This window comes from Pseudomonas sp. S12(2018), assembly GCF_024355235.1.
In the GTDB taxonomy this organism is placed as follows: Bacteria; Pseudomonadota; Gammaproteobacteria; order Pseudomonadales; family Pseudomonadaceae; genus Aquipseudomonas; species Aquipseudomonas palmensis.
This window is the reverse complement of sequence record NZ_QLAD01000002.1, coordinates 624,695-649,849: the sequence shown is the minus strand read 5'-3', so window position 1 is coordinate 649,849 and position 25,155 is coordinate 624,695. Positions and strand designations below refer to the sequence as shown.

Annotated in this window: 23 protein-coding genes and 1 riboswitch; of the genes, 14 read left to right on the top strand and 9 right to left on the bottom strand. The window is 64.4% G+C overall.

Annotated features, from left to right (window positions below):
- Positions 1 to 51: 51 nt before the first annotated feature.
- Together DN388_RS06825 and upp are read right to left on the bottom strand one after the other, a co-directional pair.
- Complete coding sequence (locus DN388_RS06825; protein ID WP_043864342.1) at positions 52 to 1,326, bottom strand: uracil-xanthine permease family protein; 1,275 nt, start codon at positions 1,324 to 1,326, stop codon at positions 52 to 54.
- Positions 1,327 to 1,328: 2 nt separating this feature from the next.
- Complete coding sequence (gene upp / locus DN388_RS06820; protein ID WP_054916236.1) at positions 1,329 to 1,967, bottom strand: uracil phosphoribosyltransferase; 639 nt, start codon at positions 1,965 to 1,967, stop codon at positions 1,329 to 1,331.
- A 165-nt stretch (positions 1,968 to 2,132) separates the two neighbouring features.
- Between upp and DN388_RS06815 the strand changes: the two genes are divergently transcribed.
- The 3 genes from DN388_RS06815 (at position 2,133) to DN388_RS06805 (ending at position 3,671) form a co-directional block, all read left to right on the top strand.
- Positions 2,133 to 2,690, top strand: a complete 558-nt coding sequence (locus tag DN388_RS06815; protein WP_043864344.1) for a hypoxanthine-guanine phosphoribosyltransferase — start codon at positions 2,133 to 2,135, stop codon at positions 2,688 to 2,690.
- Positions 2,691 to 2,844: 154 nt separating this feature from the next.
- The gene (locus tag DN388_RS06810; protein WP_054916235.1) at positions 2,845 to 3,312 is read left to right on the top strand and encodes a hypothetical protein; all 468 of its coding nucleotides are present in this window, start codon (positions 2,845 to 2,847) and stop codon (positions 3,310 to 3,312) included.
- A gap of 71 nt (positions 3,313 to 3,383) precedes the next feature.
- Positions 3,384 to 3,671 carry a PA4642 family protein gene (locus tag DN388_RS06805; protein WP_054916234.1) on the top strand — a complete coding sequence of 96 codons (288 nt, stop codon included), beginning with the start codon at positions 3,384 to 3,386 and terminating at the stop codon, positions 3,669 to 3,671.
- Positions 3,672 to 3,725: 54 nt separating this feature from the next.
- On the opposite strand, the gene mqo is transcribed toward DN388_RS06805, so the two are convergent.
- Positions 3,726 to 5,231, bottom strand: coding sequence for a malate dehydrogenase (quinone) (mqo, locus tag DN388_RS06800; RefSeq protein WP_043864347.1), 1,506 nt, complete (start codon positions 5,229 to 5,231; stop codon positions 3,726 to 3,728).
- 791 nt (positions 5,232 to 6,022) lie between these two features.
- Here mqo and DN388_RS06795 point away from each other — a divergent pair.
- Positions 6,023 to 6,607: a YajG family lipoprotein gene (locus DN388_RS06795; RefSeq protein WP_043864348.1), complete on the top strand. Its 585-nt coding sequence runs from the start codon at positions 6,023 to 6,025 to the stop codon at positions 6,605 to 6,607.
- Between the two features lie 72 nt (positions 6,608 to 6,679).
- Here DN388_RS06795 and DN388_RS06790 read toward each other — a convergent pair whose 3' ends face one another.
- Positions 6,680 to 6,886 (bottom strand): hypothetical protein, encoded by a 207-nt coding sequence (locus tag DN388_RS06790; RefSeq protein ID WP_043864349.1) that lies wholly within the window; start codon positions 6,884 to 6,886, stop codon positions 6,680 to 6,682.
- 162 nt (positions 6,887 to 7,048) lie between these two features.
- Here DN388_RS06790 and DN388_RS06785 point away from each other — a divergent pair, with 162 nt between their 5' ends.
- The gene (locus DN388_RS06785) at positions 7,049 to 7,309 is read left to right on the top strand and encodes a hypothetical protein (protein WP_054916233.1); all 261 of its coding nucleotides are present in this window, start codon (positions 7,049 to 7,051) and stop codon (positions 7,307 to 7,309) included.
- Between the two features lie 107 nt (positions 7,310 to 7,416).
- On the opposite strand, the gene DN388_RS06780 is transcribed toward DN388_RS06785, so the two are convergent.
- Entirely contained in the window at positions 7,417 to 8,580 is a 1,164-nt protein-coding gene (locus DN388_RS06780; RefSeq protein WP_043864351.1) for a 1-acyl-sn-glycerol-3-phosphate acyltransferase, read from the bottom strand.
- A gap of 123 nt (positions 8,581 to 8,703) precedes the next feature.
- Between DN388_RS06780 and DN388_RS06775 the strand changes: the two genes are divergently transcribed.
- From DN388_RS06775 to DN388_RS06765, 3 genes are read left to right on the top strand one after another with little or no spacing between them, the layout of a single operon-like run.
- The gene (locus DN388_RS06775) at positions 8,704 to 8,886 is read left to right on the top strand and encodes a CPXCG motif-containing cysteine-rich protein (protein WP_043864352.1); all 183 of its coding nucleotides are present in this window, start codon (positions 8,704 to 8,706) and stop codon (positions 8,884 to 8,886) included.
- On the top strand, positions 8,886 to 9,146 hold the full coding sequence (locus DN388_RS06770; RefSeq protein WP_043864353.1) for a DUF2007 domain-containing protein: 261 nt from the start codon (positions 8,886 to 8,888) through the stop codon (positions 9,144 to 9,146). Before DN388_RS06775 ends, DN388_RS06770 begins: the two co-directional genes overlap by 1 nt.
- A gap of 9 nt (positions 9,147 to 9,155) precedes the next feature.
- Positions 9,156 to 9,776: an SOS response-associated peptidase gene (locus DN388_RS06765; RefSeq protein ID WP_043864354.1), complete on the top strand. Its 621-nt coding sequence runs from the start codon at positions 9,156 to 9,158 to the stop codon at positions 9,774 to 9,776.
- An 85-nt stretch (positions 9,777 to 9,861) separates the two neighbouring features.
- Here the strand turns inward: DN388_RS06765 and DN388_RS06760 are convergent, their stop codons facing one another.
- On the bottom strand, positions 9,862 to 12,003 hold the full coding sequence (locus DN388_RS06760; protein ID WP_254997878.1) for a methyl-accepting chemotaxis protein: 2,142 nt from the start codon (positions 12,001 to 12,003) through the stop codon (positions 9,862 to 9,864).
- 154 nt (positions 12,004 to 12,157) lie between these two features.
- Between DN388_RS06760 and DN388_RS06755 the strand changes: the two genes are divergently transcribed.
- The gene (locus DN388_RS06755) at positions 12,158 to 12,973 is read left to right on the top strand and encodes a M48 family metallopeptidase (protein ID WP_043864476.1); all 816 of its coding nucleotides are present in this window, start codon (positions 12,158 to 12,160) and stop codon (positions 12,971 to 12,973) included.
- Positions 12,974 to 13,060: 87 nt separating this feature from the next.
- Here DN388_RS06755 and DN388_RS06750 read toward each other — a convergent pair whose 3' ends face one another.
- The 3 genes from DN388_RS06750 to DN388_RS06740 form a co-directional block, all read right to left on the bottom strand.
- Positions 13,061 to 13,648 carry a TMEM165/GDT1 family protein gene (locus DN388_RS06750; protein ID WP_043864356.1) on the bottom strand — a complete coding sequence of 196 codons (588 nt, stop codon included), beginning with the start codon at positions 13,646 to 13,648 and terminating at the stop codon, positions 13,061 to 13,063.
- A gap of 88 nt (positions 13,649 to 13,736) precedes the next feature.
- Positions 13,737 to 13,856, bottom strand: a riboswitch (yybP-ykoY riboswitch).
- Positions 13,857 to 13,895: 39 nt separating this feature from the next.
- Positions 13,896 to 14,894, bottom strand: coding sequence for a class I SAM-dependent methyltransferase (locus tag DN388_RS06745; protein ID WP_236177027.1), 999 nt, complete (start codon positions 14,892 to 14,894; stop codon positions 13,896 to 13,898).
- Between the two features lie 42 nt (positions 14,895 to 14,936).
- On the bottom strand, positions 14,937 to 15,899 hold the full coding sequence (locus DN388_RS06740; RefSeq protein WP_054916229.1) for a 2-hydroxyacid dehydrogenase: 963 nt from the start codon (positions 15,897 to 15,899) through the stop codon (positions 14,937 to 14,939).
- A 188-nt stretch (positions 15,900 to 16,087) separates the two neighbouring features.
- Here DN388_RS06740 and DN388_RS06735 point away from each other — a divergent pair, with 188 nt between their 5' ends.
- The 5 genes from DN388_RS06735 to DN388_RS06715 all read left to right on the top strand — a co-directional run bounded on the left by DN388_RS06735 (position 16,088) and on the right by DN388_RS06715 (position 25,116).
- On the top strand, positions 16,088 to 16,717 hold the full coding sequence (locus DN388_RS06735; protein WP_043864359.1) for a LysE family transporter: 630 nt from the start codon (positions 16,088 to 16,090) through the stop codon (positions 16,715 to 16,717).
- Positions 16,718 to 16,849: 132 nt separating this feature from the next.
- On the top strand, positions 16,850 to 18,532 hold the full coding sequence (locus tag DN388_RS06730) for a fatty acid--CoA ligase (protein ID WP_254997870.1): 1,683 nt from the start codon (positions 16,850 to 16,852) through the stop codon (positions 18,530 to 18,532).
- A 337-nt stretch (positions 18,533 to 18,869) separates the two neighbouring features.
- Positions 18,870 to 20,753, top strand: a complete 1,884-nt coding sequence (locus DN388_RS06725; RefSeq protein WP_088515274.1) for a DUF1302 domain-containing protein — start codon at positions 18,870 to 18,872, stop codon at positions 20,751 to 20,753.
- A gap of 25 nt (positions 20,754 to 20,778) precedes the next feature.
- The gene (locus DN388_RS06720) at positions 20,779 to 22,143 is read left to right on the top strand and encodes a DUF1329 domain-containing protein (RefSeq protein ID WP_043864362.1); all 1,365 of its coding nucleotides are present in this window, start codon (positions 20,779 to 20,781) and stop codon (positions 22,141 to 22,143) included.
- A 252-nt stretch (positions 22,144 to 22,395) separates the two neighbouring features.
- Positions 22,396 to 25,116: a LuxR C-terminal-related transcriptional regulator gene (locus tag DN388_RS06715; protein ID WP_054916227.1), complete on the top strand. Its 2,721-nt coding sequence runs from the start codon at positions 22,396 to 22,398 to the stop codon at positions 25,114 to 25,116.
- Positions 25,117 to 25,155 lie beyond the last annotated feature (39 nt).

Below are 25,155 nucleotides of genomic sequence, written 5' to 3'. Positions count from 1 at the left end.
GGTTTGCGCGAACCCCTGTAGGAGCCGGCCTTGCCGGCGAAGCGTTTCAGATCAAGGCAAATGGTCGTCCAGCACCTTGTTCTTCCAGCCGTCATTGCCCGGCAGCAGCAGGTTGAGCGCAATGGCCACCACGGCGCACAAAGCGATACCCTTCAGGCCCCAGTCGTCCGGGCCGGTACCGGTGCCGACCAGCACACCGCCAATCCCGAACACCAGGGTCACCGAGACGATCACCAGGTTGCGTGCTTCGCTCAGGTCGATCTTGTGGCGGATCATGGTGTTCATGCCCACTGCCGCGATCGAGCCGAACAGCAGGCACAGGATGCCGCCCATCACCGGCACCGGAATGCTCTGCAGCAACGCGCCGAACTTGCCGACGAAGGCCAGGCTGATGGCGAACACCGCCGCCCAGGTCATGATCTTGGGGTTGTAGTTCTTGGTCAGCATCACCGCGCCGGTCACTTCGGCGTAGGTGGTGTTGGGCGGGCCGCCGAACAGGCCGGCGGTGGTGGTGGCGATGCCGTCACCCAGCAGGGTACGGTGCAGGCCGGGCTTTTTCAGGTAGTCGCGACCGGTCACGCTGCCCACTGCAATCACGCCGCCGATATGCTCGATCGCCGGGGCCAGGGCCACCGGTACGATGAACAGGATCGCCTGCCAGTTGAAGGCCGGCGCGGTAAAGTGCGGCAGGGCCAGCCAGGGGGCGGCGGCGATCTTGGCGGTGTCGACCACACCGAAGTAGAACGACAGGCCAAAGCCCACCAGCACCCCGGCAATGATCGGCACCAGGCGGAAGATGCCCTTGCCGAACACCGCCACGATGAGGGTGGTGAGCAGCGCCGGCATCGAGATCATCATTGCGGTGCTGTAGGGCAGCAGTTCGGCGCCGTCACCGGCCTTGCCCATGGCCATGTTGGCGGCAATCGGCGCCATCGCCAGGCCGATCGAGATGATCACCGGGCCGATCACCACCGGCGGCAGCAGGCGGTCGATGAAGCCGGTGCCCTTGATCTTCACGGCCAGGCCCAGGAAGGTGTAGACGAACCCGGCCGCCATTACCCCGCCCATGGTCTCGGCCAGGCCGAACTGGCCCTTGGCGAGAATGATGGGGGTGATGAAGGCAAAACTGGAGGCGAGGAACACCGGCACCTGACGGCCAGTGACCACCTGGAACAGCAGAGTCCCCAGGCCCGCAGTGAACAGCGCAACGTTGGGGTCGAGGCCGGTAATCAGCGGCATCAGCACCAGCGCGCCGAATGCCACGAAGAGCATCTGCGCGCCGGAGACGACCTGGCGCCAGAGCGGGTCGTTGAACTCGTCCTGCATGTTCAGGTGTCCTTCTGCTTGGTGCCGAAGATCTTGTCGCCTGCATCGCCCAGGCCGGGAATGATGTAGCCGTGTTCGTTCAGGCGTTCATCGATCGAGGCGGTGTAGATGTGCACGTCGGGGTGTGCACCCTCGACCGCCGCGATGCCTTCGGGCGCTGCCACCAGCACCATGGCGCGGATGTCCTTGCAGCCGGCCTTCTTCAGCAGGTCGATGGTGGCGATCATGGAGCTGCCGGTGGCCAGCATCGGGTCGATGATCATGGCCAGGCGCTCGTCGATCTCGGGTACCAGTTTTTCCAGGTAGGTGTGCGCTTCGAGGGTTTCCTCGTTGCGGGCAACGCCCACGGCGCTGACCTTGGCGCCCGGGATCAGGCTGAGCACGCCGTCGAGCATGCCGATACCGGCGCGCAGGATCGGCACCACGGTGATCTTCTTGCCGGCGATCTTCTCGACCTGTACGGTGCCGCACCAGCCTTGAATGTCGTAGCTTTCCAGCGGCAGATCCTTGGTTGCCTCGTACGTCAGGAGCGCGCCGACTTCCTGGGCGAGTTCGCGAAAATTCTTCGTGCTGATATCGGCGCGGCGCATCAGGCCGAGCTTGTGACGGATCAGCGGATGGCGGATCTCACGGGTTGGCATAGGGAAAGGCTCCGGGGGGCGGGCAAAAAAACCGCGCTAGAGTAATCTATTCGGCCGCAGGTGTCCTATAGGCATTGTGCACGTTAGTCCATAAATGCTTGATCTGATGCGTGAGGGTGCGTACCTTTGCCCGCTTTTCTCAACCGCAGCCCCCTGGAGAGCGTCATGTCCGCTGATCTCGAGCATATCCGTCAAGTCATGCGTGAAGCAGACTGCCTGCACAGCGAAGCCGAAGTCGAAGCGGCGATTGCCCGTGTGGGCGCGCAGATCACCGCCGACCTGGCCGACCGCAACCCGGTGGTGTTCTGCGTGATGAACGGTGGCCTGATCTTCTCCGGCAAGCTGCTGACCCATTTGCAGTTCCCGCTGGAGGCGTCCTACCTGCATGCCACGCGCTACCGCAACCAGACCAGCGGCGGTGATCTGTTCTGGAAGGCCAAGCCCGAAGTGTCGTTCATCGATCGCGAAGTGCTGATCATCGACGACATCCTCGACGAAGGGCACACCCTCAGCGCCATCATCGACTTCTGCAAGCATGCCGGTGCCAAGGCGGTGTACAGCGCGGTGCTGGTGGACAAGGACCACGACCGCAAGGCCAGCCCTGACCTGAAGGCCGACTATTGCGGTTTGAGCTGCGTTGACCGCTATGTGTTCGGCTACGGCATGGACTACAAGGGCTACTGGCGCAATGCGGCGGGTATCTATGCCGTGAAGGGCATGTAAAACCGGGTGGGAGCTGACTTGGCCCGCGAAAGGGTCGATGCGGGATCAGCTATTTGCGGTGCCTGCATCGCGGGTCAGGCCCGCTCCCACAAGAGGCCATCAGCTTCGTACATTTCTCATGCTAGAGTGCCAGGCCGCCCCCAAGGAGCCTGCCATGCGCGCCATCCTCGCCCTCCTGCTGCTGACCAGCCTGCCCCTGGCCGCCGCGCCGCTGCACAGCCAGTTCCTGCCGCCCGACGACCTTACCCTGCGCCAGGAAACCCCCGAAGCCCAGCAACTGCTGCAGGTGACCCAGTATTCGGTGGTGGTCGGCAACCAGCGACAGTCCAACCAGCAACCGATACCGGTCACGGCACCGGTGCTGATGCGCCTCAAGGGCAAGCCCCTGAACAAGGGCGCCACCATCAGCGAGGTGCTGATCAGCTTCGACGGCGAAGGCAAGAGCCTGCGCAAGCCGGCGTTCGACGCCAAGAGCCGCACCCTGACCCTCAACTATCCCGCCAGCCAGTACCGGGTGATTCTCGACCTGCTGCGCAACGACACCCTGTACGTGCAGTTCCTCAGCTATGCCAACGGTCATATCTGGGCCGATGTGCACACCGGCACCCTACGCGCGCGTTGAGCCACAGCGCTGCCGGGGGGTAAACTGCCGGCCCGTGAAAAATGTCCGTGATGGTTCAGTTGGAGTCGGCAATGCGTAAAGACAAGAAGCAAGTGATTGGTGATGAGATCAGCGACGACTACATCAAGTCGTTTCTCCAGTTCGAACCGGCCGATGCCAGCTCGCCCTCGCACCACAAACTGATCAAGGCCTATCGCGGCCTGCGCATCGATGACTTCGAACGTTTCGTCGGCTTCTTCGTCGAGGCCGGATACGATGTGGACGGCAAGGACGAGCACGGCAACACCTTCGCCCAGGTGATCGGCGACCAGCGCAATGCGCCCGAGTACATCGAGATCATCGACAGCGCCCGCAAGTGAGTACATCGCAGCCATGAAAAAACGCCCCGAGGGGCGTTTTTTCATGCATCACGCTTACGCGTAGCTTTGCGTCGGCTGGTTCTCGACCAGGCCCAGGGCCTCGTCGTTCTGCGCGCTGATCTTGTGGTACAGCGCAGCGTCGGTCGCCAGGACTTTCTCCCGTGCCGGGAAGATCTCGTTGAGCTTGGCCGCCCAGGCGCCCTTGGCCTGCTCGGGGAAGCAGCGTTCGATCAGTTCCAGCATGATCGACACGGTGACCGAAGCACCCGGCGAGGCGCCCAGCAGGGCGGCCAGCGAGCCGTCCTTGGCCGCCACCAGTTCGGTTCCGAACTGCAGGATGCCGCCTTTTTTCGGGTCTTTCTTGATGATCTGCACCCGTTGCCCGGCCACTTCCAGGCGCCAGTCTTCGGCCTTGGCTTCAGGGTAGAAGCGACGCAGCGATTCCAGGCGCTGTTCCATCGACTGCATCACCTCGCTGACCAGGTACTTGGTCAGGTCGAAGTTGTCGCGGGCCACGGCCAGCATCGGCCCGATATTGCCCAGGCGCACCGACAGCGGCAGGTCGAGGAACGAGCCGTGCTTGAGGAACTTGGTGGTGAAGCCGGCGTACGGGCCGAACAGCAGCGAGGTCTTGCCGTCGACGACGCGGGTATCCAGGTGCGGTACCGACATCGGCGGCGAACCCACGGCGGCCTGGCTGTAGACCTTGGCCTGGTGGCGCTTGACCACCTCGGGGTTGTCGCAGCGCAGCCACTGGCCGCTGACCGGGAAACCGCCGAAGCCCTTGCTCTCCTCGATGCCCGACAGCTGCAGCAGCGGCAGGGCCGCGCCACCGGCGCCGAGGAACACGAAGCGGGCATCGACGTCGCGGCTGCTGCCGCTGTTGACGTCCTTGATGGTGACGGTCCAGCCGCTGCCGTTACGGCGCAGGCCGGTGACCTTCTTGCTGTACTTGACCTGCGACTCGGGGGTGTCGGCCAGGTGCTTGAGCAGCTTGTTGGTCAGGGCGCCGAAGTTGACGTCGGTGCCTTTCATCACGCGGGTGGCGGCGATGTGCTGGTCGGCGGGGCGGCCCGGCATCATCAGCGGCATCCACTCGTTCATCAGCGCCTTGTCTTCGGTGTATTCCATCTCGGCGAAGGCGTGGTGAGGCTTGAGCGATTCAAACCGCTTTTTCAGGAACGCGACGCCCTTGTCACCTTCGACGTAGCTCAGGTGCGGGATCGGGTTGATGAAGGCACGCGGGTTCTTGAAGGCGCCCTTTTTGCTCAGGTAGGCCCAGAACTGCCGGGATACCTCGAACTGGGTATTGATGTGCACCGCTTTCTTGATGTCGATGCTGCCGTCGGCGGCCTGCGGCGTGTAGTTCAGCTCACACAGCCCGGCATGGCCGGTCCCGGCGTTGTTCCACGGGTTGGAACTTTCCGCGGCACCCGAATCCATCAACTCGACGACTTCCAGCTTCATCGCCGGGTCGAGTTCCTTGAGCAGTACGGCCAGGGTGGCACTCATGATGCCGGCCCCTACCAGTACTACATCGACTGCTTCGTTCTGCGCCATTAACGCGTCTCCAAAAATCTTCAGCACCAAATTGACAGCATGGCTCCCAGGCTTGGCCGGGATTTCCATGTCCGCTACTTCGCAGGTTTTTCAACTTCCGCGGACACCACCAACCGGGCTTTGCGTTGCCTATGAACGCATTTTACCGCCCGTGCGGCAATTCGACTTATGGTCAAGGTGTCCATCGTGCGCTATGGACCGGCCTTAGTCACCCATCGCAGATGAGTGCTGTTGCCAGCTGTTTGGGGCTTTCAGGGACGCAGTTGCTGCTTTTACACATGCCAGACTGTTCATTGCTCGCCACACTCTCGTGAAGTTGTGAAAACCGTTTTTTCACGCTCTTTTGGAGTCGTGAACCTCAAAAAGGGTGTGCACGATGGCAAACCCGGCAGGTTCAGGCAGAGCAGAGCGCCGAAGGAACGCGGGCACACCAGCTTGGCAAGACCTGTGTGGGCGGCTCTCTGTGGGCGATTCGGGGATGCCGATGCAATGGCATTGGCGGTGCTGCGAGGCCCGATCAGGAGACGTCCTTATAATCGGGGGGAGATTATAACGAGGTCGCGGGCAGAAACGATCTTTATTAACGACTTTTGTTGCGCTTTGCTTCGCCGGCCACGCCGTGGCGGGCTGGCCTGCAGGGGGCAGGCGGCTGAACAGAGCGTTCACCGGCGCAGGTGGGCAGTCTACGCGGTCGATGATGAAACGATTGTGACAGTGGCTGGCCCCGATGGCTGGGGTGGTCCCGGGTGGTTATACTGGCGACCTTTGCTGCTATTCCTGGAGAGATGAGCATGTTGCAACGTTTGTTGTTCGGTTTGATCGCTGTCACCAGCCTGACCCTGGTCGGTTGTGCCCACAGCCCGCAACAACTCAGCCCGCAACCCAAACTCACTGCCCAGCTCGCGCCCGTGGGTCGTGGCCAGCCGGTGGTGGTCAAGGTGGTCGATGGTCGTCCTTCGCAAACCCTGGGTACCCGCGGCGGGCTGTACCCGGAAACCAGCGCCATCACCGTGAACGGCAATGACATCGTGCCCAAGCTGCAGGCCCAGGCCGAGGCAGCGGTGCGCCTGCTGGGCTTCACGCCCACGGCGAACGCCTACAACGCCCCGCAGCTGACCGTGACCCTGGCCGAGCTGAAGTACCAGTCGCCCAAGGAAGGCCTGTACGTGACCGAGGCCACCATCGGCGCCACCTTCCGTGCCGACGTGTCCAATGCCAACCGCCGCTACAGCGGTCGCTACGGCGCCTCGCTGGACCAGCGCTTCGGCATGGCGCCCAACCAGGAAACCAACACCAAGCTGGTGGGTGACGTGCTCAGCGACGCCCTGACCCGCCTGTTCAAGGACCCGACGGTCGGTCAGGTACTGGGCGAGTAAACCCGCTGACGGCAAACGAAAAAGCCCGATGCCTCGTTGCAGGCATCGGGCTTTTTAGTGGGCGTGACCTGCTCAGGCGGCTTCGACGTAGAAGTCCAGCAGGCTGATGCCGGTGCCCTGGTCGACCTCCGGCAGGTCATGGTGGGCATGCCCGCCAAGTGCGCAGTACACCAGCCACTGGCGGTCCTGGACGTTGAACGCCAGGCCGTCGATCAAGGCCTGTTGTTCATCGCTGGGGGCGATCAGATAGAGGCGGTCCTGGTTTTCGGCGTGCAGCATGACAAGCTCCCTGAGTGTTGAAGGGCAATAGAGTGGCTTGTCGGGATGACGAACGTGTGACGGCCGGATTTATTGTCATCGGTCGCAAAGTACGAGAGAGCCGCTGGCGCTTGGGTAGAATGCGCGGCGTGTCGAGGTCTGGTTTTTAATCGAGGTTGTGCGATGTCGTTGCAAGTGATGTGGGGGCTGCTGGCGGCCCACCCGGCCAAGCTGATCAATGTGCTGGCCTTGTTGATTACCTGCCCTGGCGGGTTGCTGTTGCAAGCGGCGCGGCGTCGTGGCGCGCAGGCGCTGGCGGGGCTGGCGCGTGATGAGGTGATGGTGGAGGGGATGAACCTGCGGGTGAACCGGTTCTACTACATCCTGGGGTTTTCGTGCCTGGCGATGGCGCTGCTGCTGTCGTGGTTCAGTACCTGGATCTGAGGTGAAGCCATCGCGGGTCAAGCCCGCTCCCACATGTTCTGCACTGTACTCAAGGCCAGTGATATCCCTGTGGGAGCGGGCTTGACCCGCGATACGGGCGACGCGGTCTAGAGCGCCAACCCCGCCTTGACGCGGTACTGGTTGCGCACCGGCATCGCATACTGCAGCACCAGGTACGGCTGGTGTTCCACCGGGCAGGCATCCAGGCGCCGCTGCCACTCGGCCTGGGCTCGGGCCAGCTCATCGGCCGGGAACACCTCGGCGGCCCTGGGCACCTGCAACTGCGGGTCGGCATCGGCCCACTGTGCATACGCCAGGTAATGCACCGGGAACAACCGGTAGCCACCCAGTATCTGCCGATCGATTTCCGCCGCCAGCTGCTTGGTGTCTTCGAAGTACTCGCTCACCGGCGGGGCGAAGTTGATGTGCACGCGGCCTTTGTAGCCGGTGATGCCCTGGGCGATGCTCACGTCATCCTCGCCAGGCGCCTTGCTGTAGGTGCCGGTGGTGGCGCGTATGTACAGCTCGCGGGCCTTGGCCTGGTCGCACGGGTCGTACTCGTAGCTGATCGACACCGGGCTCAGGTTCAGCGACTGGATCACCGCGCCGAACGGTTCGTCCTTGCGGCTCATGTGGAACATCTTGAGGATCGCCGAATCGGTGCGGTCGTCACCATCCTTGGCGCGGCCCTCGGCCTGGGCGATCCAGATCGAGGCGCAGTCGTTGCGGATCGAGTGGTTGATGTAGGCCGACAGCAGCTGATAGGCCGCCAGCTTTTCGCGCCGCCCGGTGATCGAGCGGTGCACGATGAAGCTCTTGTTCAGGCGCATCATGTCGCTGACGAACGGCTTTTGCAGCAGGTTGTCGCCGATCGCGATGCGCGGGGTCGGCAGGCCGGCGTGGTACACCGCATAGTTGACGAAGGCCGGGTCCATCACGATGTCGCGGTGGTTGGCCAGGAACAGGTAGGCACTGCCGGACTTGAACTGCTCGACACCGGTGTAGGTCACCCCGTCGGTGGCGCGGTCGATGGTGTGGTCGACGTAGTATTCGACCTTGTCCTGCAGGGTCGATACGCAACTGACCCCGGCAAATTCCTTGCGCAGGCGCCGAGCGATCAGCGGCTTGAGCAGCCAGCCGAAAGCCCCGGCCATGCGCGGGAAGCGAAAGTGGGTGAGGATATCCAGAAATGCCGGGTCGCTGAGCAGGCGCGCCAGCACGGCGGGCACCTCGGCGTCGTTGTACGGTCGGATGGCATCGAATTCGCCCATCATGCTCTCTTGTTGGAAACGGCTAGGGTAATAGTAGGGCTGCGGACTGAAAAACGGCTCAGACACCGGCAAGGCCTGTAAATAGACCGGCAATTATACGCACAAGTCACCTGGGAGACTGCGATGGTGGAATCTGCTTTCTATGATTGTCCTTACTGCGGTGAGCAAGTGGAAACCACCGTTGACCTGTCCGGTGGCGACCAGGTCTATATCGAGGACTGCCAGGTCTGTTGCCGGCCGATCGTGTTCGTGCTGCAGGTGCATGGCGAGGAGTGGATGCTGGACGTCAAGCGCGAGGACGAGTGATGCAGCGTATCTACGAGCCGGAAAGTCTGCTGGAGGCCGAGCTTCTGATCGGCATGCTGCGCAGCGAAGGGATCCAGGCGCACCTGAGTGGGCGCGACCTGATGGGCGCTGTGGGCGAGCTGCCGATGCAGGGGCTGCTGGGCCTGGCGGTGCCCGATGCGCAGGCCGAATACGCACGCCAGCTGATCGCCGCGTACAATGGCGCCCAGCCGCTTCCTGGCGACGAGCCGGAGAGCCTTCCGGGAATACTGATTTGCTAGGTTTTGCTCATGTGTGGACGTTACGCCCTGTTTCGCTGGTCTTCGGCGTTTGCCGCGCTGCCCGGGTTCCCACCTGACCAGCAGGCGCAATGGAACATCTCGCCCGGCGCCTCGGTGCTGATCCAGCGTCAGCGCGAAGGCCAGCTGGAGCTGGCGCGGGCGCGCTGGGGGCTGACCCCGGCGTGGCTGACCGACCTGTCGCGCACCCCGGCCCAGGCGCGCGCCGAGACCCTGGCCGAGCAACCGATGTTTCGCGAAGCGTTTCGCCTGCGCCGTTGCCTGCTGCCGGCCAACGGCTTCTACGAGTGGCGTGGCACCGCGCGCAAGCGGCCTTACTGGCTGACGCCGGGCGAGGGGTCTTCGCTGTTCTTTGCCGGCGTGTGGGAGGCCTACCCGGTGCAGGACCAGGTGTGGCTGAGCACGGCGGTGGTGACCCAGGCCGCGGTCAACCAGCGCCGGCCGCTGATTCTGGATGCGGCAGGGCAGGCCGCGTGGCTGGACCCGCAGACGCCGCTGGTGAAGTTGCAGGAATTGCTCGCTGGCCCGCAGGCCGCCTTGCGCGAGCGGGTGCTGGCGAACCTGGTGAATGATCCGAAGTTGAATGCGCCGGAGTGCCTGACCCCGGCGTAAGTGGTGAGCCCTTCGCCGGCAAGGCCGGCTCCTACAGGCACTGCATGCCCCTGTAGGAGCCGGCCTTGCCGGCGAAGCTTCTGGCTCAGACGCGAAACTGATTGATCAACCGGCGCTGCTGCTCCGCCAGCTTGGTCAGCTCCGCGCTCGCCGTGCTTGACTCATCCGCCCCGCCAGCCACTTCATTGGCCACCTGACCGATATTGATCACGTTGCGGTTGATGTCCTCGGCCACTGCGCTCTGCTCCTCCGCCGCGCTGGCGATCTGGGTGTTCATGTCGTTGATCACCGACACCGCCCGGGTGATGCTCTCCAGAGCCTGGGCCGCCTGCGCCGCCTGTTGCACGCTGACTTCGGTCTTGCCCTGACTGTCCTCCATTACCTGCACCACATCCCGCGTGCCCTGCTGCAGCTGCTGGATCATCTGCTGGATCTCTTCGGTAGCCTGCTGGGTCTTCTGCGCCAGGTTGCGCACTTCATCGGCCACCACGGCAAACCCGCGTCCCTGTTCACCGGCTCGCGCCGCCTCGATGGCCGCGTTGAGCGCCAGCAGGTTGGTCTGTTCGGCAATTGCACGAATCGCCACCAGGATCGCGTTGATGTTCTCGCTGTCGCGCGCCAGAGCCTGTACCACACCCACCGCACGGCCGATCTCCTCGGCCAGGGCGCTGATCGAGGTGGAGGTGTTGCGCACGATCTCCAGGCCCTGGTTGGCGGCCTGGTCGGCATTGCTGGCCGCTTGCGCCGCATGGGTGGCATTGCGCGCCACGTCCTGGGCGGTCGCGGTCATTTCATGCACCGCAGTGGCCACCAGGTCGATCTCGGCCATCTGCTTGTGCACGCCCTGGTTGGTGCGAATGGCGATGTCGGCGGTGTGCTCGGACGAGTCGCTGACCTTCTGCACCGACACCACCACCTGGCTGATCATTGCCTGCAGCTTGCTCAGGAATGTATTGAAGCCACGGGCGATGGCGCCCAGTTCGTCGGCGCGATCACTGCTCACGCGCCGGGTCAGGTCACCTTCGCCCTGGGCGATGTCGTCCAGCATGCCGACCATCTGGCGCAGCGGCCGGGCGATGCCGTGGGCCAGCAGCCAGATCACCAGCAGGCCAAGCCCGGCGATGCCCAGGCCGACCACGATCATGCCGGTGAGGTCGGTGCTGCGCTGGGCGCTCATTTCGCGCTGCAGCGCGTCAAGGTCGGCCATCACCGCGCTGACCGGCAGTTGCAGCAGCAAGGTCCAGCGCGAGGCGGTGTTGCCCACGGCAAATGGCACGAACAGCTCGATCTGTCCGCTGGCATGGTCGATTTCGTAGTGCAGCGCCTTGCCCGACAGGTTGCCGAGCACCGCCACTTCATCGGGTTGCAGCACATCGCTGGCTTTTTTGCCGAACGTGCTCGCATCCTTGGTGTAGGCCACCACGCGTCCGTTGTTGGACAGCAGCGCCATCTCGCCCGCACCGTCATACAGCTGGGCGTCGGCGGCCTTGAGCATGTCCTGGATGAAGTTCAGCGACAGGTCGGCGGCGGCGATGCCCTGGAACTGTCCGTTGACCATGATCGGCTCGACGAACGAGGCCAGCATCACGGTCTTGTTGCCCACCTGGTACGGGGCCGGGTCGATGGCGCAGGCCTTGCCGGTCTCCTTGGAACACAGGTAGTACTCGCTGGTGCGCACGCCTGTGGGCAGCAGGGTACGGTCGTCCACATCCTGGAGTTTGTCGAGGGTCAGGCTACCGTCGTCGTTACGGTACCACCACGGCAGAAAGCGCCCGCTCTGCGGGTTGACGCCCACCAGCGTGCTGCCTGCATAGCGGGCATCGTCGTGGTCCAGCGCATTGGGCTCCCAGCCCACGTAAACGCCCAGCAACAGCGGGTTGTCCAGGGCGGTCTGCCTGAGCAGGGCGATCATCTGTTCGCGTTCGAGCTTGAGCTGCGGGTTGCCGGCAGCATCCTGCATGCCGATCAGGGCATTGGTGGTGGCCAGGCCGCGGGCGATCAGCAGCGGCGCCTCGAGGCTGCGCTGGATCTGGCTGACCTGGGTCTGGGCCAGGGCCGTCAGGCGTTGCTCGATCACTGCCTCGAACTGTTGCTGGGTGCGGTTGTGCACCAGCGTCTGGGTGCGGGCACCGGAATACACTGCGTATAGCACCAGTGCTGCAACGATGCTCAGCACGATGGCACCGGCCAGCGCGGCCACGGAAAACTGGATCGACTTGAACTTCATGGGAGCTCCGAGCGCAAAGAGGGTCGCCTGTCTGGGCGTTATCGGCGCGCCGGGGGCAAAGCATGAGTGTGGCGATGCAATTCTTCGCGAACGGCTGTAGCGCGTTTATGATGCGCGGCCTAGGATACGCCGCATGTTCGAAGGGAGTGTTTTCATGCGTAGATCAGTTGTTATCGGTGCCCTGAGCGCCAGTGTGCTGCTGGCCGGTTGCCAGGCCGTGAACACCACCAGTGGTGGAGCGGTGGGCGTGGAGCGCAAGCAGTACATGTTCAGCATGCTGTCGACCGATGAGGTCAACCAGATGTACGCGCAGTCGTACCAGCAGACCCTGGGCGAGGCATCCACCAAGGGTATGCTCGACAAGACCAGTGCCACCGCCAAGCGGGTGCAGGCCATTGCCGATCGGCTGATCGTGCAGGCGCCGAAGTTCCGCCCCGATGCGGCGCAGTGGAAATGGGAAGTCAACCTGATCAAGAGCGACGAGCTCAATGCCAACTGCGGCCCGGGTGGCAAGATCATTTTCTATACCGGCCTGATCGACAAGCTCAAGCTGACCGACGACGAGATCGCGGCGGTGATGGGCCACGAGATCGCCCACGCCCTGCGCGAGCATGGTCGCGAGGCGATGTCCAAGGCCTATGGTGTGGAGATGGCGCGCCAGGGCGCAGGTGCCTTGTTCGGCCTGGGCCAGGACAGCCTGGCGCTGGCCGACACCGTGGTGCAGTACAGCATGACCTTGCCCAACAGCCGCAGCAACGAAAACGAAGCCGACCTGATCGGCCTGGAGCTGGCGGCGCGTGCGGGCTACAACCCGAATGCGGCGATCAGCCTGTGGAACAAGATGACCGAAGCGTCGGGTGGTTCGCAGCCTGAGTTCATGAGCACTCACCCGGCTTCGAGCAGCCGTATCGCGTCGTTGCAGGCGGCGATTCCCAAGGTGATGCCGTTGTACGAGCAAGCCAGAAAATAGCGCCGTGACCTTCGCCGGCACTGTCGGCTCCTACCTGAACCTGTAGGGGCCGGCCTTGCCGGCGAATGCTTCACACACTAGCCGGTATCAGCCCACCCACCCGCTGACCTTCATCGCCGAATACACCGCCACCAGCGCCAGCACCACGAATGCCGTGGCCGCCAGGCGACGGATCAGAGTCAACGGCAGCTTCTCGGCGGCAAAATTGCCCGCCAGCACCACCGGTACGTTGGCAATCAGCATGCCCAGGGTGGTGCCGATGATCACCATGATCAGGTGCGGGTACTGCGCCGCCAGCATCACCGTGGCCACCTGCGTCTTGTCGCCGATCTCGGCAATGAAGAACGCGATCAGCGTGGTCAGGAACGGGCCGAAGCGCCGCGCCGTACTGGCTTCATCGTCATCCATCTTGTCCGGCACCAGGGTCCACAGGGCCGTGGCGGCAAAGCTTGCGGCCAGGATCCAGTGCAACGTGGCCTCCGAGAAGAAACTGCCGAACCACGCACCCACCGCACCGGCCGCCGCATGGTTGGCCAGGGTCGCGGCAACGATACCGGCGATGATCGGCCAGGGTTTGCGAAAGCGTGCAGCGAGGATGAGCGCGAGCAGTTGCGTCTTGTCGCCGATTTCGGCGAGCGCAACGATGGCGGTGGGGACCAGCAATGATTCCAGCATCAGGATTCCTACGGGGGCGGGTCGACACGGCTATGACACGTACAGCCTTCCCGCCCCGGGTAAGGTGTGCGTGTCATAGGTCTTGTCAAACCCTGGATCCGTCTGTGCGGACCGTGGGTCGTACGCGCCATGGTCTGAGGACCAAGTATGTTGACGCGTACCGGGCGAGCTGGGTGCTCGCGGGAGACTACTCCCCTAGGACGGAGCGGATTCTGCCTAGGCAAAACCGTTTGGGCAAGCGAAGTTTTTAAGTTCGTGTGGCCTGGTAGATCCGAAAGCCTTGTCCCTCGTCGCGAATCAGGCAGTTGCCCAAGGCGCCTTCGATGAGCGGTTGGTACCGCAGGAAGCTGTTGGCCACAAGCCGAAGTTCGCCGCCTTTTTTCAGATGATCGGCCGATTTTTTCAGCAAGGTTTCCGAGGCGTGGTAATTGGTGTGAACCCCGGTGTGAAACGGCGGATTGCTCAGGATCACGTTCAGCTCGCGGGGCGCGGCATCGATGCCGTCGCCGGCGATGACCTCCCCCTCCAGGCCATTGGCGGCCAGGGTCAGGCGGCTGCTGGCCACGGCGAAGGCATCCACGTCCAGCAGCGTTACCCGGCTTTGTGGGTAGCGGCGCTTGATCGCCGCGCCGAGCACGCCCGCACCGCAGCCAAAGTCCAGCACATGGCCCACGGGCAGTTGCTCGAGGTTGTCCAGCAGCAGCGCGCTGCCGCGGTCCAGCCGGCCATGGCTGAAGACCCCGGGCAGGCTCACGATCTGCAGCGGGCCTTCGGCCAGTGGCAGTTCGAATCGTTGCGCCAGGCTTTCCAGCGGCTGCGCCTCTGGCGGTGTGTCCACCGTGACCTGCCACAGCTGGCAATGGCGTGCACTGTCGAGCTTGCGCGGCTTGCCGAAGGCGTGCAGCTGCTTGGCCGCACCCTCGATACCCCCGCGCTTTTCACCCACCAGGTACAGCTGGCGCCCACCCAGGCGCGAGGCCAGGGCATTGAGCAGGTAGTTGGCCAGATCGCGGGACTTGGGCAGAAACAGCACGGCGCCGTCGAAAGCCACCGTCGGCACCTCCACGCCATAGTGACTGCGCCCGGCAAATCGCGCCTCGAGCGCGGCCTGGTCGCCGGCGTGCCAGCTCCAGGCGCGGGCATCGGGCAGGCTGCCCAGCAGGTCGTCGGCGGGCAGGCCGGCCAGCAACACGGGGCCTTTGAACAGCTCGGCCTGACGGAGCAACACTTCACTACGCGGGTCCATGGTCGGCGCCCCTCTGCAAAAAGTCGCGAATTCTAGCAGAACTCAGCTGACCACTCGGCGCGGGTTGCCCTGCAGGAAGGCTTCGGCGTTCTCGGCCAGTTGGCCGACGATGCGCTGGCGCGCCTCGACCGCGCCCCAGGCACTGTGCGGGGTGACCACAAGGCGCGGGATATCGCCTGCCAGCAGGGGGTTGCCATTGACCGGAGGCTCCACGCTGAGCACGTCGGTGGCGGCGCCACCCAGGTGCCCGCTGCGTAGTGCGTCGGCCAGCGCCTGCTCGTCGATCAGCCCGCCACGGGCGGTGTTGACCACGAACGCGCCGGGCTTGAGCAGGGCCAGCTCGGCGGCGCCGATCATGTTGCGGGTGCTGTCGTTGAGCGGGCAGTGCAGGGTCAGCGCATCCACCTGCGGCAGCAGCTCGGCCAGGCTCAGGCGATCATCGCGGGCCGGGCGGCCGGGCAACTGGCCGGACAGCACGCGCATGCCGAAGGCTTCGGCCAGGCGCGCCACCGCACCGCCAAGTTCGCCGTGGCCGAGCAGGCCGAGGGTCTTGCCCTCCAGTTCGACGATGGGAAAGTCGAGCAGGCAGAACTGCCTGGCCTGGGCCCATTTGCCGTCGGCCACCGCCTGCTGGTAATCGGGCAGGCGAGTGGCCAGCGCCAGCAGCAGGGCCAGGGTGTGCTGCGCCACCGAGGGCGTGCCGTAGCCCTGGCAGTTGCTGACCACGATGCCCTGGGCACGCGCGGCCTGCAGGTCGACGTTGTTGGTGCCGGTGGCCGACACCAGGATCAGCCTGAGGTCGGGGCAGGCGGCGAGGGCGGCGGCGTCCAGGTGCACCTTGTTGGTGATCGCCACGCTCGCGCCCTGCAGACGCTCGGCCACCTCGTGGGGGGCAGTGGCCGGGTGCAACTGCAGTTCATCGAAGCAGCCGCGCAGGCGGCTCAGGTCGAGGTCGCCCAGGTCCAGGGAGCTGTGGTCGAGGAATACAGCGCGGCGCAAGGTCATGGGGCAGGCTCCTGGGGTGTGGTTTGGGCAGGTAGTGGGGCATTAGAGCCTGCATCGCCGTGGGCGTAAAGCCAGGCATCCGGCTGCACGGGAGGTGACTGTGCCGATTCACTTGTAACTGTATCTTTCAGAACTGCCAGGCAGTGGGTAAGGTACGCCACCCGATCGTTTGCCAGGAGCGTCACCCCATGTACTGGGCAGAATTTCTCACCGTTGCGCTGATCCACCTGCTGGCCGTGGCCAGCCCCGGCCCGGACTTTGCGGTGGTGGTGCGCGAAAGTGTTACCCACGGTCGGCGCGCCGGTACCTGGACCGCCTTCGGCGTGGGCACGGCGATCTTCCTGCATGTGGGCTATTCGCTGCTGGGCATCGGCCTGATCGTGTCGCAGTCGATCATGCTGTTCAACGTGCTCAAGTGGCTGGCTGCGGCCTACCTGGTGTACATCGGCATCAAGGCCCTGCGTGCCCGCCCGGCGCCTGCCGGCAGCGAGAGCGTGCAGGTCTCGACCGTGGCGCGCACCCCGCGTGCCGCCTTTGTGGCAGGGTTCATGACCAATGGCCTGAACCCCAAGGCCACGCTGTTCTTCCTGTCGCTGTTCACGGTGGTGATCAACCCGCACACGCCGCTGCTGATACAGGCCGGCTATGGGGCCTACCTGGCGCTGGCCACCGGCCTGTGGTTCTGCCTGGTGGCCCTGCTGTTCAGCCACGCCCGCGTCCGTTCCGGCTTTGCGCGCATGGGCCACTGGTTCGATCGCGGCATGGGCGCGGTGCTGGTGGCGCTGGGTATCAAGATCGCCTTCACCGAGATGCACTGAGGCGGTTGATGGCCATTGGCCTGTCATCCCTGCGGGCGCGCAAATCATTCCTTTGGCTGATTTGAGCGCCCCCGTCCCGTTCTAGAGTAAGCGCCGTATTGCCATGCCTGCGTACTCGAAAAAGGGACTCCCATGCTGCAAACCAGGATTATCGCCCCCGCTGCGGGCGCTTACGAATACCCGCTGCTGATCAAGCGCCTGCTGATGTCGGGCAGCCGCTACGAGAAAACCCGCGAGATCGTGTACCGCGATCAGCTGCGCTACAACTACCTGACCCTGAGCGAGCGCATCGCGCGCCTGGCCAACGTGCTCACCGCAGCCGGGGTCAAGGCCGGCGACACCGTGGCGGTGATGGACTGGGACAGCCATCGCTACCTGGAGTGCATGTTCGCCATCCCGATGATCGGCGCGGTGGCCCACACCATCAACGTGCGCCTGTCGCCCGAGCAGATCCTCTACACCATGAACCACGCCGAAGACCGCTTCGTACTGGTCAACAGCGATTTCATCGGGCTGTATCAGTCCATCGCGCCGCAACTGACCACGGTCGAGAAGACCCTGCTGCTCACCGACGGCCCCGACAAGCATGCCGAACTGCCGAACCTGGTGGGCGAGTACGAGCACTTGCTGGCCGGCGCGGCCACTACCTACGACTTCCCCGACTTCGACGAGAACTCGGTGGCCACCACCTTCTACACCACCGGTACCACCGGCAACCCCAAGGGCGTGTATTTCACCCACCGCCAGCTGGTGCTGCACACCCTGGGCGTGGCTACCGTGACCGGCAGCATCGACAGCATCCGCCTGCTGGGCACCGATGATGTGTACATGCCCATCACCCCGATGTTCCACGTGCACGCCTGGGGCATCCCCTACGTGGCCACCATGCTCGGGCTCAAGCAGGTCTACCCGGGGCGCTACGAGCCGGAGATGCTGTGTCAGCTGTGGCGGGACGAAAAGGTCACCTTCTCGCACTGCGTACCGACCATCCTGCAGATGCTGCTCAACGCCAAGGGCGCGCAGGGCCAGGATTTCGGCGGCTGGAAGATCATCATCGGCGGCAGCTCGCTCAACCGCGCCCTGTATGAGTCGGCCAAGGCCCAGGGCATCCAGCTCACGGCGGCCTATGGCATGTCGGAAACCTGCCCGCTGGTGGCCTGTGCCCACCTCAACGAAGAGCTGCTGGCCGGCAGCGACGACGAATGCATCAGCTACCGCATCAAGGCCGGCGTGCCGGTGCCGCTGGTGGAGGCCGCGGTGATGGATGCCGACGGCGGCTTCCTGCCGGCTGACGGCGAGTCCCAGGGCGAACTGGTGCTGCGCGCGCCGTGGCTGAGCATGGGGTATTTCCGCGAACCGGAGAAAGGCGCCGAGCTGTGGCAGGGCGGCTGGCTGCACACCGGGGATGTGGCGACCATCGACAGCATGGGCGTGGTCGATATCCGCGATCGCATCAAGGACGTGATCAAGACCGGCGGGGAGTGGGTGTCGTCGCTGGCCCTCGAAGACCTCGTCAGCCGCCACCCCTCGGTGCGCGAAGTGGCGGTGGTGGGTGTACCCGATCCGCAGTGGGGCGAGCGTCCGTTTGCCCTGCTGGTGGTGCGTGACGGCACCAGCATCGACGCCCGCGAGCTCAAGGAGCACCTCAAGCCCTACGTGGAGCTGGGCATGATCAACAAGTGGGCAATCCCCAGCCAGATCGCCCTTGTTACCGAAATTCCCAAGACCAGCGTGGGCAAGCTGGACAAGAAGCGCATCCGCGTCGACATCAGCCACTGGCAGGCCAGCAACAGCGCATTTCTGTCCACCCTCTGAAGGCAGGCCGGTCGCGCCCTGGCGGGTGCGACCCTCGCGCCAGACACCTGCGCGCCTTGTCAAAGCGAAAAAATAGGCCATCCTTGCCGCTGCCCGCGCAGTTGGCGAGCGAATCAGCTCTTTGGGTGTAGTACCAACGTGCAAATCACACTTTAGAGGGATCAAGCACAGGTACCTGCTGGCTATAGTCGGGTCAGGGGATTTTTAGGGACGGGGGCCCGCGCAAATGACTGCGCACTGCCACGTTGGTCGACCAGCAGGCGTATTCACGTCGGTCGTTCGATGCGTTTCTCAAAGGACTCACTGCCATAAAAATAAAGTACATGGAGTAGCGTCGATGACATCAGTAAATCTGTTCTGGCGCCGGGCGAAATTGCCATTGGCCGTCAGCCTCGCTTCTACGCTCGCCGGCCCTGCATTCGGCGTCAGTTTCAACATCGGTGAAATCGAAGGTCAGTTCGACTCGTCGCTGTCCGTGGGGGCCAGCTGGTCGACGGCCAAGCCGAACCAGAACCTGATCGGCGTCAACAACGGCGGCAAGGGGCTGTCGCAGACCTCCGACGACGGCCACCTGAACTTCAAGCGCGGCGAGACCTTCTCGAAGATCTTCAAGGGCATCCACGACCTGGAGCTCAAGTACGGCGACACCGGCGTGTTCGTGCGTGGCAAGTATTGGTACGACTTCGAACTCAAGGACGAACACCGCCAGTTCAAGGACATCAGCGACTCCAACCGCAAAGAGGGCGCCAAGTCGTCCGGTGCCGAGCTGCTCGACGCCTTCGTCTACCACAACTACTCGATTGGCGAACTGCCGGGTTCGGTGCGTTTCGGCAAGCAGGTGGTGAGCTGGGGTGAAAGTACCTTCATCGGTGGTGGCATCAACTCGATCAACCCCATCGACGTTTCCGCGTTCCGCCGCCCGGGTGCCGAGATCAAGGAAGGCCTGATCCCGGTCAACATGTTCTACATCTCCCAGAGCCTGACCGACAACCTGTCGGCCGAAGCCTTCTACCAGCTGGAATGGGACCAGACCGTCGTCGACAACTGCGGCACCTTCTTCTCCCAGCCGGACATCATCGCCGACGGTTGCACCGACAACCTGCGCGTATTGTCCAGCAGCCGCACCATGACCCCGGCACAGATCGCCGGCCTGGCCAACTTCGGCGTGGACGTGAACGAGGAAGGCATCAAGGTGGCGCGCGGCCCCGACCGCGATGCCCGTGACAGCGGCCAGTTCGGTGTTGCCCTGCGCTACATGTTCGAACCGCTCAATACCGAGTTCGGCGCCTACGCCATGAACTACCACAGCCGTGCGCCGATCTTCAGCGCCACGGGGGCTTCTGCACAGGCCTACGCCATTGCCGGCATGGTCGACCCGCGCACCGGCGCCGCCATCGTGGCGGGCAACTCCAAGTACTTCGTCGAGTATCCCGAAGACATCCGGCTGTACGGCCTGAGCTTCTCCACCACCCTGCCTACCGGCACCGCGTGGAGCGGTGAAATCAGCTACCGGCCGAACGCACCGGTGCAGCTGAACACCACCGACATCCTGTACGCCGGGGTCACCCAGCTGGGCGGCACGTTCGGCAATGCCTCGCTGCTCAAGGGCCAGGCCGATACCGACCTGCACGGCTACAAGCGCAAGGAAATCACCCAGTTCCAGACCACCCTGACGCACTTCTTCGACCAGGTGATGGGCGCCAGCCGCATGACCGTGGTAGGTGAAGTGGGCGTGACCCACGTGGGCGGCCTGGAAAGCGCCGACAAGCTGCGCTACGGCCGCGATCCGGTGTATGGCCCTGGCCCGCTGCCGGATACCTTCGGCCTCAACACCTGCACGGACATCCTCAACGCCGGCACCATCGGTGGCGCCGCGCCTGGCGGTGGTTCCTCCGCCAACCGCAGCCGCAAGTGCGAAAAGGACGGCTACACCACCAGCACCTCGTGGGGCTACCGTGGCCGCGTGATCTGGGACTACAACGATGTGTTCGCCGGGGTCAACCTCAAGCCGAGCGTGGCCTGGTCGCATGACGTGTCCGGCTACTCGCCAGGCCCGGGCGGCAACTTCGAGGAAGGGCGCAAGGCGGTCAGCCTGGGCCTGGACGCCGAATACCAGAACACCTACACCGCGAGCCTGTCGTACACCAACTTCTTCGATGGCAAGTACACCACCGTGGATGACCGCGACTTCATCGCCCTCAGCTTCGGCGTGAACTTCTAAGCACTGATCCGGGAAGACCAAGATCATGAAAGCAACCAAGAGTCTGTTGAAAATCGGTGTGCTGAGCCTGTCGCTGCTCGCCACCGGCGTGATGGCGGCGGTGTCCGCCGACGAAGCCGCCAAACTGGGCACCAGCCTGACCCCGATGGGCGCCGAGAAGGCCGGCAATGCCGACGGTTCGATCACCGCCTGGCAGCCCCTGAGCACCACGGCCGGTTCGGTCGATGCCAAGGGCTTCCTGTCCGACCCGTACGGCAACGACAAGCCCAAGTTCACCATCACCGCGCAGAACGTCGACCAGTACAAGGACAAGCTGTCCCCTGGCCAGTTGGCCATGTTCAAGCGCTATCCGGACACCTTCAAGCTGCCGGTGTACCCGACCCAGCGTGGCTCCACGGTGCCGGACTCGGTGTTCGCCGCCATAAAGAAGAACGCCACCACCACCAACCTGGTAGCTGGCGGCAACGGGCTGGAGAACTTCCAGATCGCGATTCCGTTCCCGATCCCGAAAAGCGGTGTGGAGGTGATCTGGAACCACATCACTCGCTACCGTGGCGGTGGCGTCACGCGTGTGGTGAACCAGGCCACGCCGCAGCAGAACGGCAGCTACAGCATGGTGAAGCTCGAGGAACAGTTCATGTTCCGCGATCGCCTGAAGGATTTCGATCCGGCCAACCCTGGCAACGTGCTGTTCTACTTCAAGCAGAAAGTGACCGCCCCGCCGCGCCTGGCCGGTACCGTGCTGCTGGTTCACGAGACCCTCGACCAGGTCAAGGAGCCGCGCAAGGCCTGGATGTACAACGCTGGCCAGCGCCGCGTGCGCCAGGCCCCGCAAGTGTCGTATGACGGCCCGGGTACCGCCGCTGACGGCCTGCGTACCTCCGACAACCTGGACATGTTCAACGGTGCGCCGGACCGCTACGACTGGAAGCTGGAAGGCAAGAAGGAGATGTACATTGCCTCCAACAGCTACAAGCTCGATTCGACGAGCCTCAAGTATGCCGACATCATCAAGCCGGGGCATATCAACCAGGACCTGACCCGTTACGAGCTGCGTCGCGTGTGGCATGTGGTGGGCACCCTGAAGCCGGGCCAGCGGCATATCTATGCCAAGCGTGACTTCTACATCGACGAAGACACCTGGCAAGCGGCCGTGATCGACCAGTACGACGGCCGCGGCCAGCTGTGGCGGGTATCCGAGGCACATGCCCAGGACTACTACAACAAGCAGGTGCCGTGGTACACCCTGGAAGCCATCTACGACCTGCAGTCGGGCCGTTACCTGGCGCTGGGCATGAAGAACGAAGAGCAGAAGGCCTACAACTTCGACTTCACTGCCAGCAAGGCCGACTTCCAGCCGGCAGCGCTGCGCCAGGATGGTGTGCGCTGAGTTAGAACCTCCTCCGTGTGATCCCCAGAACGCCCCGGCTTGCCCGGGGCGTTTCTGTGTGTGGCCCGACAACAGGCCGTGAGGGGCAATGCGGGATGAAGTGCGCGCAATGCCGCGCTTCGTGAGTTTTTGTCGCTTTTTGTTGTAGTCTTTTTTCCGACCTCTGCGCCAATCATCTTCAAATGTGCCGTTTAAAGCGCTAGTCTCGGCGGGTCTGTTCTGCCGAAGACTTCCAACTAAAACGAGCCGGCCATGACTGATCTGTCGCGTATGCAAGGGTTCGCCAGCCAGGCCATCAGCGCTGTGGAGGGCCGCTTCTACCGTCCACCACTGCCCGAGGGGCACGTGCCGCGCCCGCGGCTATGCCAGCGCCTGCACGCCGGCCTGAGCGGTCGACTGCTGCTGGTTTCGGCGCCCGCCGGTTTCGGCAAGAGCTCGCTGGCCGTGGAGTTCTGCCAGAGCCTGCCCGCCTCGTGGGGCAGCCTGTGGCTGGGGCTGAGCCAGCGCGACAGCGACCCCGGGCGCTTTCTGGAACGCCTGCTCGAAGGGCTGCAGCAGTTCTGCCCGGACCTGGGCAACCAGGCCCTGGGCCTGCTCAAGATGCGCCAGCGGCACCAGCCTTTTGCCTTCGAGGAGTGGCTCGACAGCCTGCTCGACGAACTGGCCCTGCACCTGCACCCGCAGAACCCGCTGCTGCTGGTGCTCGATGACTACCATCTGGCCCAGGGCCCGGTGCTCGACCGCTGCCTGCAGTTCTTCCTCAATCATTTGCCGCCTGGCCTGGTGCTGCTGGTCACCAGCCGCCAGCGTCCCGACTGGCACCTGGCGCGCCTGCGCCTGTCGCAGCAGTTGCTCGAACTCACCGAACAGGACCTGCGCCTGAGCCCCGAGGAATCCCTGGCCGTGCTCGACCAGCACCCCACCACGCTGCGTGGCCAGGCCCTGGACAACCTGATTCAACGCAGCGATGGCTGGGTCGCCGGCCTGCGCTTCTGGCTGCTGGCCGCCTCCGAGGCGGGGGTCGACAGCGCCTTGCCCCACGCCCTGCATGGCGGCGAAGGGCTGATCCGCGACTACCTGCTCGAAGAAGTCATCGACTGCCTGCCGCCCGAGGTGCAGGCGTTTCTCTACGACACCGCCTGCCAGGAGCGTTTTTGCGCCGACCTGTGCGATGCCCTGCGCGAAAGCCACGACAGCGCGCAGATACTGCGTTACCTGAAGGCACACCAGGTGTTTCTGGTACCGCTGGACGAGCAGGGTCAATGGCTGCGTTATCACCACCTGTTCTCCGACCTGCTGCGCACCCGCCAGGCCAGCCAGCCGCTGGCCAGCCTGCACCTGCGCGCGTGCCGCTGGTTCCACGCCCAGGGCCTGCTCGACGAGGCGGTGGAGCAGGCCCTGCGCGCCGGTCACCTGGACGTGGCGGCCAACCTGGTGCAGAACCTGTCCGAAGAGCAACTGCTGGCCGAACAGAACGTCGGCATGCTGCTGCGCTGGAAGATGGACCTGCCCGACAGCCTGCTGATCAGCACCCCGCGCCTGATCGTGCTGTACAGCTGGGCGCTGGGGCTGGCCTGCCAGCTGGATGCGGCCGAGGAACTGGTCAGCCACCTCAGCCGGTTCCTGCCGGCGCCTTCGGCCACGGCGCAGAAGTCCATGCTGGCGCAATGGCTGGCCCTGAGCGGAATCATCGCCCGCGGTCGCGGCGACCGTCTGAAAACCCGCTCGTACTGCCAGCAGGCGCTGCGCAGCCTGCCCACCAAGCGCTACGGCCAGCGCCTGATGTGCCTGTCCACGTTGTCCAACCTGGCCATCGCCGAGGGCGATTTCTGGCACGCCCGTGGCTGGAACCGCGAGGCGCTGGAGCTGGCACGGCGGGTCGGCAACCCGTTGTTCGAGGCCCTGGCCCACTACGATCGCGCGCGGGTGCTGCATGCCCGTGGCGAGGTCCTGCGTTCGATGGAGGAGGTGCGCCACGGCCTGCAACGCCTGCAAGGGCTGTCGGCCCAGCGCCTGTACGCGGCGCGTGCGCGCCTGGCGCTGTACGAAGGCTACCTGCTGGTCGCCGGGCTGCAGCCCCAGGAAGGGCGTGCGCGCTTGCGCGCCGGGCTGGTGGAAGCGCGTGCCTGTCGCGACATCAGCGTACTGATCGGGCATTGCGTGCTGGCCACCCTGGACGGACGCGAGGGGCGTTTTACCGAGGCCTTCTGCGAGCTGGCCGAGGCCGAGCGCCTGATGCATATCTGGGACGTGCCGCCGGTGTTCTACCTGGCCATGATCACCCTGGTCAAATGCGAGCTGTGGCTGGCCCAGGGGCGCATGGACCTGGCCGAATCCTGGCTGCTGCGCCTGGGCCAGACCTACGGTGGCGAACGTGCCGCCGCCGCACCGGAGTTCCACCCGCTGCTGCCTTTGCACATCGAACTGCAGCAGGCCCTGCTGGAGCAGGCCCAGGGGCGTACCGCACAGGCCGCACAACGCCTGCAGGCGCTGACCGAGCACGGGCGCAGCAATGGCGGCCAGCTGCTCGGCACCACCGCAGTGTGTCAGCATATCGGCCTGTTGCTGGCGAGCGGTGCTGCAGAGGCGGCCGTGGTGTTGCTGCCCCAGGCCCTGGAGGCCGCGCAGGGGGGCGTGCTGCAACCCTTCCAGCGGCTGCTGGAAGATCACCCCGAGTGGATACGCGAGCAGTTGCTGGCCCAGCCGGCGGGGCCGGTGCAGGCGCGCCTGCTGTCGCTGTTGCCGGTGGTTGATACCCCGCCGGCCCCCGGGGCGGGCACCGAGGCCCTGAGTGCGCGAGAGATGTCGGTGCTCAAGCTGATCGCGCTGGGGTGTTCCAACCAGCAGATCAGCGAGCAACTGTTCATTTCGTTGCACACCGTCAAGACCCACGCCAGCCACATCAACAGCAAGCTCGGCGTCGAGCGCCGCACCCAGGCGGTTGCCCGGGCCAAGGCGCTGGGCCTGTTGTAGCACGGCAGTCGGCCAAGTATGATGGCATCGCGCCATCAC

What these genes read in the sequence shown, in the direction of transcription:
- DN388_RS06745 (WP_236177027.1), bottom strand. Translation starts at nt 14,894, where the DNA reads ATGGACCCGCGTAGTGAAGTGTTGCTCCGTCAGGCCGAGCTGTTCAAA.
- mqo (WP_043864347.1), bottom strand. Translation starts at nt 5,231, where the DNA reads ATGGCGCAGAACGAAGCAGTCGATGTAGTACTGGTAGGGGCCGGCATC.
- DN388_RS06760 (WP_254997878.1), bottom strand. Translation starts at nt 12,003, where the DNA reads ATGAAGTTCAAGTCGATCCAGTTTTCCGTGGCCGCGCTGGCCGGTGCC.
- DN388_RS06735 (WP_043864359.1), top strand. Translation starts at nt 16,088, where the DNA reads ATGTACTGGGCAGAATTTCTCACCGTTGCGCTGATCCACCTGCTGGCC.
- DN388_RS06795 (WP_043864348.1), top strand. Translation starts at nt 6,023, where the DNA reads ATGTTGCAACGTTTGTTGTTCGGTTTGATCGCTGTCACCAGCCTGACC.
- DN388_RS06750 (WP_043864356.1), bottom strand. Translation starts at nt 13,648, where the DNA reads ATGCTGGAATCATTGCTGGTCCCCACCGCCATCGTTGCGCTCGCCGAA.
- DN388_RS06770 (WP_043864353.1), top strand. Translation starts at nt 8,886, where the DNA reads ATGCAGCGTATCTACGAGCCGGAAAGTCTGCTGGAGGCCGAGCTTCTG.
- DN388_RS06825 (WP_043864342.1), bottom strand. Translation starts at nt 1,326, where the DNA reads ATGCAGGACGAGTTCAACGACCCGCTCTGGCGCCAGGTCGTCTCCGGC.
- DN388_RS06805 (WP_054916234.1), top strand. Translation starts at nt 3,384, where the DNA reads ATGCGTAAAGACAAGAAGCAAGTGATTGGTGATGAGATCAGCGACGAC.
- upp (WP_054916236.1), bottom strand. Translation starts at nt 1,967, where the DNA reads ATGCCAACCCGTGAGATCCGCCATCCGCTGATCCGTCACAAGCTCGGC.
- DN388_RS06810 (WP_054916235.1), top strand. Translation starts at nt 2,845, where the DNA reads ATGCGCGCCATCCTCGCCCTCCTGCTGCTGACCAGCCTGCCCCTGGCC.
- DN388_RS06775 (WP_043864352.1), top strand. Translation starts at nt 8,704, where the DNA reads ATGGTGGAATCTGCTTTCTATGATTGTCCTTACTGCGGTGAGCAAGTG.
- DN388_RS06715 (WP_054916227.1), top strand. Translation starts at nt 22,396, where the DNA reads ATGACTGATCTGTCGCGTATGCAAGGGTTCGCCAGCCAGGCCATCAGC.
- DN388_RS06725 (WP_088515274.1), top strand. Translation starts at nt 18,870, where the DNA reads ATGACATCAGTAAATCTGTTCTGGCGCCGGGCGAAATTGCCATTGGCC.
- DN388_RS06720 (WP_043864362.1), top strand. Translation starts at nt 20,779, where the DNA reads ATGAAAGCAACCAAGAGTCTGTTGAAAATCGGTGTGCTGAGCCTGTCG.
- DN388_RS06740 (WP_054916229.1), bottom strand. Translation starts at nt 15,899, where the DNA reads ATGACCTTGCGCCGCGCTGTATTCCTCGACCACAGCTCCCTGGACCTG.
- DN388_RS06730 (WP_254997870.1), top strand. Translation starts at nt 16,850, where the DNA reads ATGCTGCAAACCAGGATTATCGCCCCCGCTGCGGGCGCTTACGAATAC.
- DN388_RS06780 (WP_043864351.1), bottom strand. Translation starts at nt 8,580, where the DNA reads ATGGGCGAATTCGATGCCATCCGACCGTACAACGACGCCGAGGTGCCC.
- DN388_RS06815 (WP_043864344.1), top strand. Translation starts at nt 2,133, where the DNA reads ATGTCCGCTGATCTCGAGCATATCCGTCAAGTCATGCGTGAAGCAGAC.
- DN388_RS06790 (WP_043864349.1), bottom strand. Translation starts at nt 6,886, where the DNA reads ATGCTGCACGCCGAAAACCAGGACCGCCTCTATCTGATCGCCCCCAGC.
- DN388_RS06785 (WP_054916233.1), top strand. Translation starts at nt 7,049, where the DNA reads ATGTCGTTGCAAGTGATGTGGGGGCTGCTGGCGGCCCACCCGGCCAAG.
- DN388_RS06755 (WP_043864476.1), top strand. Translation starts at nt 12,158, where the DNA reads ATGCGTAGATCAGTTGTTATCGGTGCCCTGAGCGCCAGTGTGCTGCTG.
- DN388_RS06765 (WP_043864354.1), top strand. Translation starts at nt 9,156, where the DNA reads ATGTGTGGACGTTACGCCCTGTTTCGCTGGTCTTCGGCGTTTGCCGCG.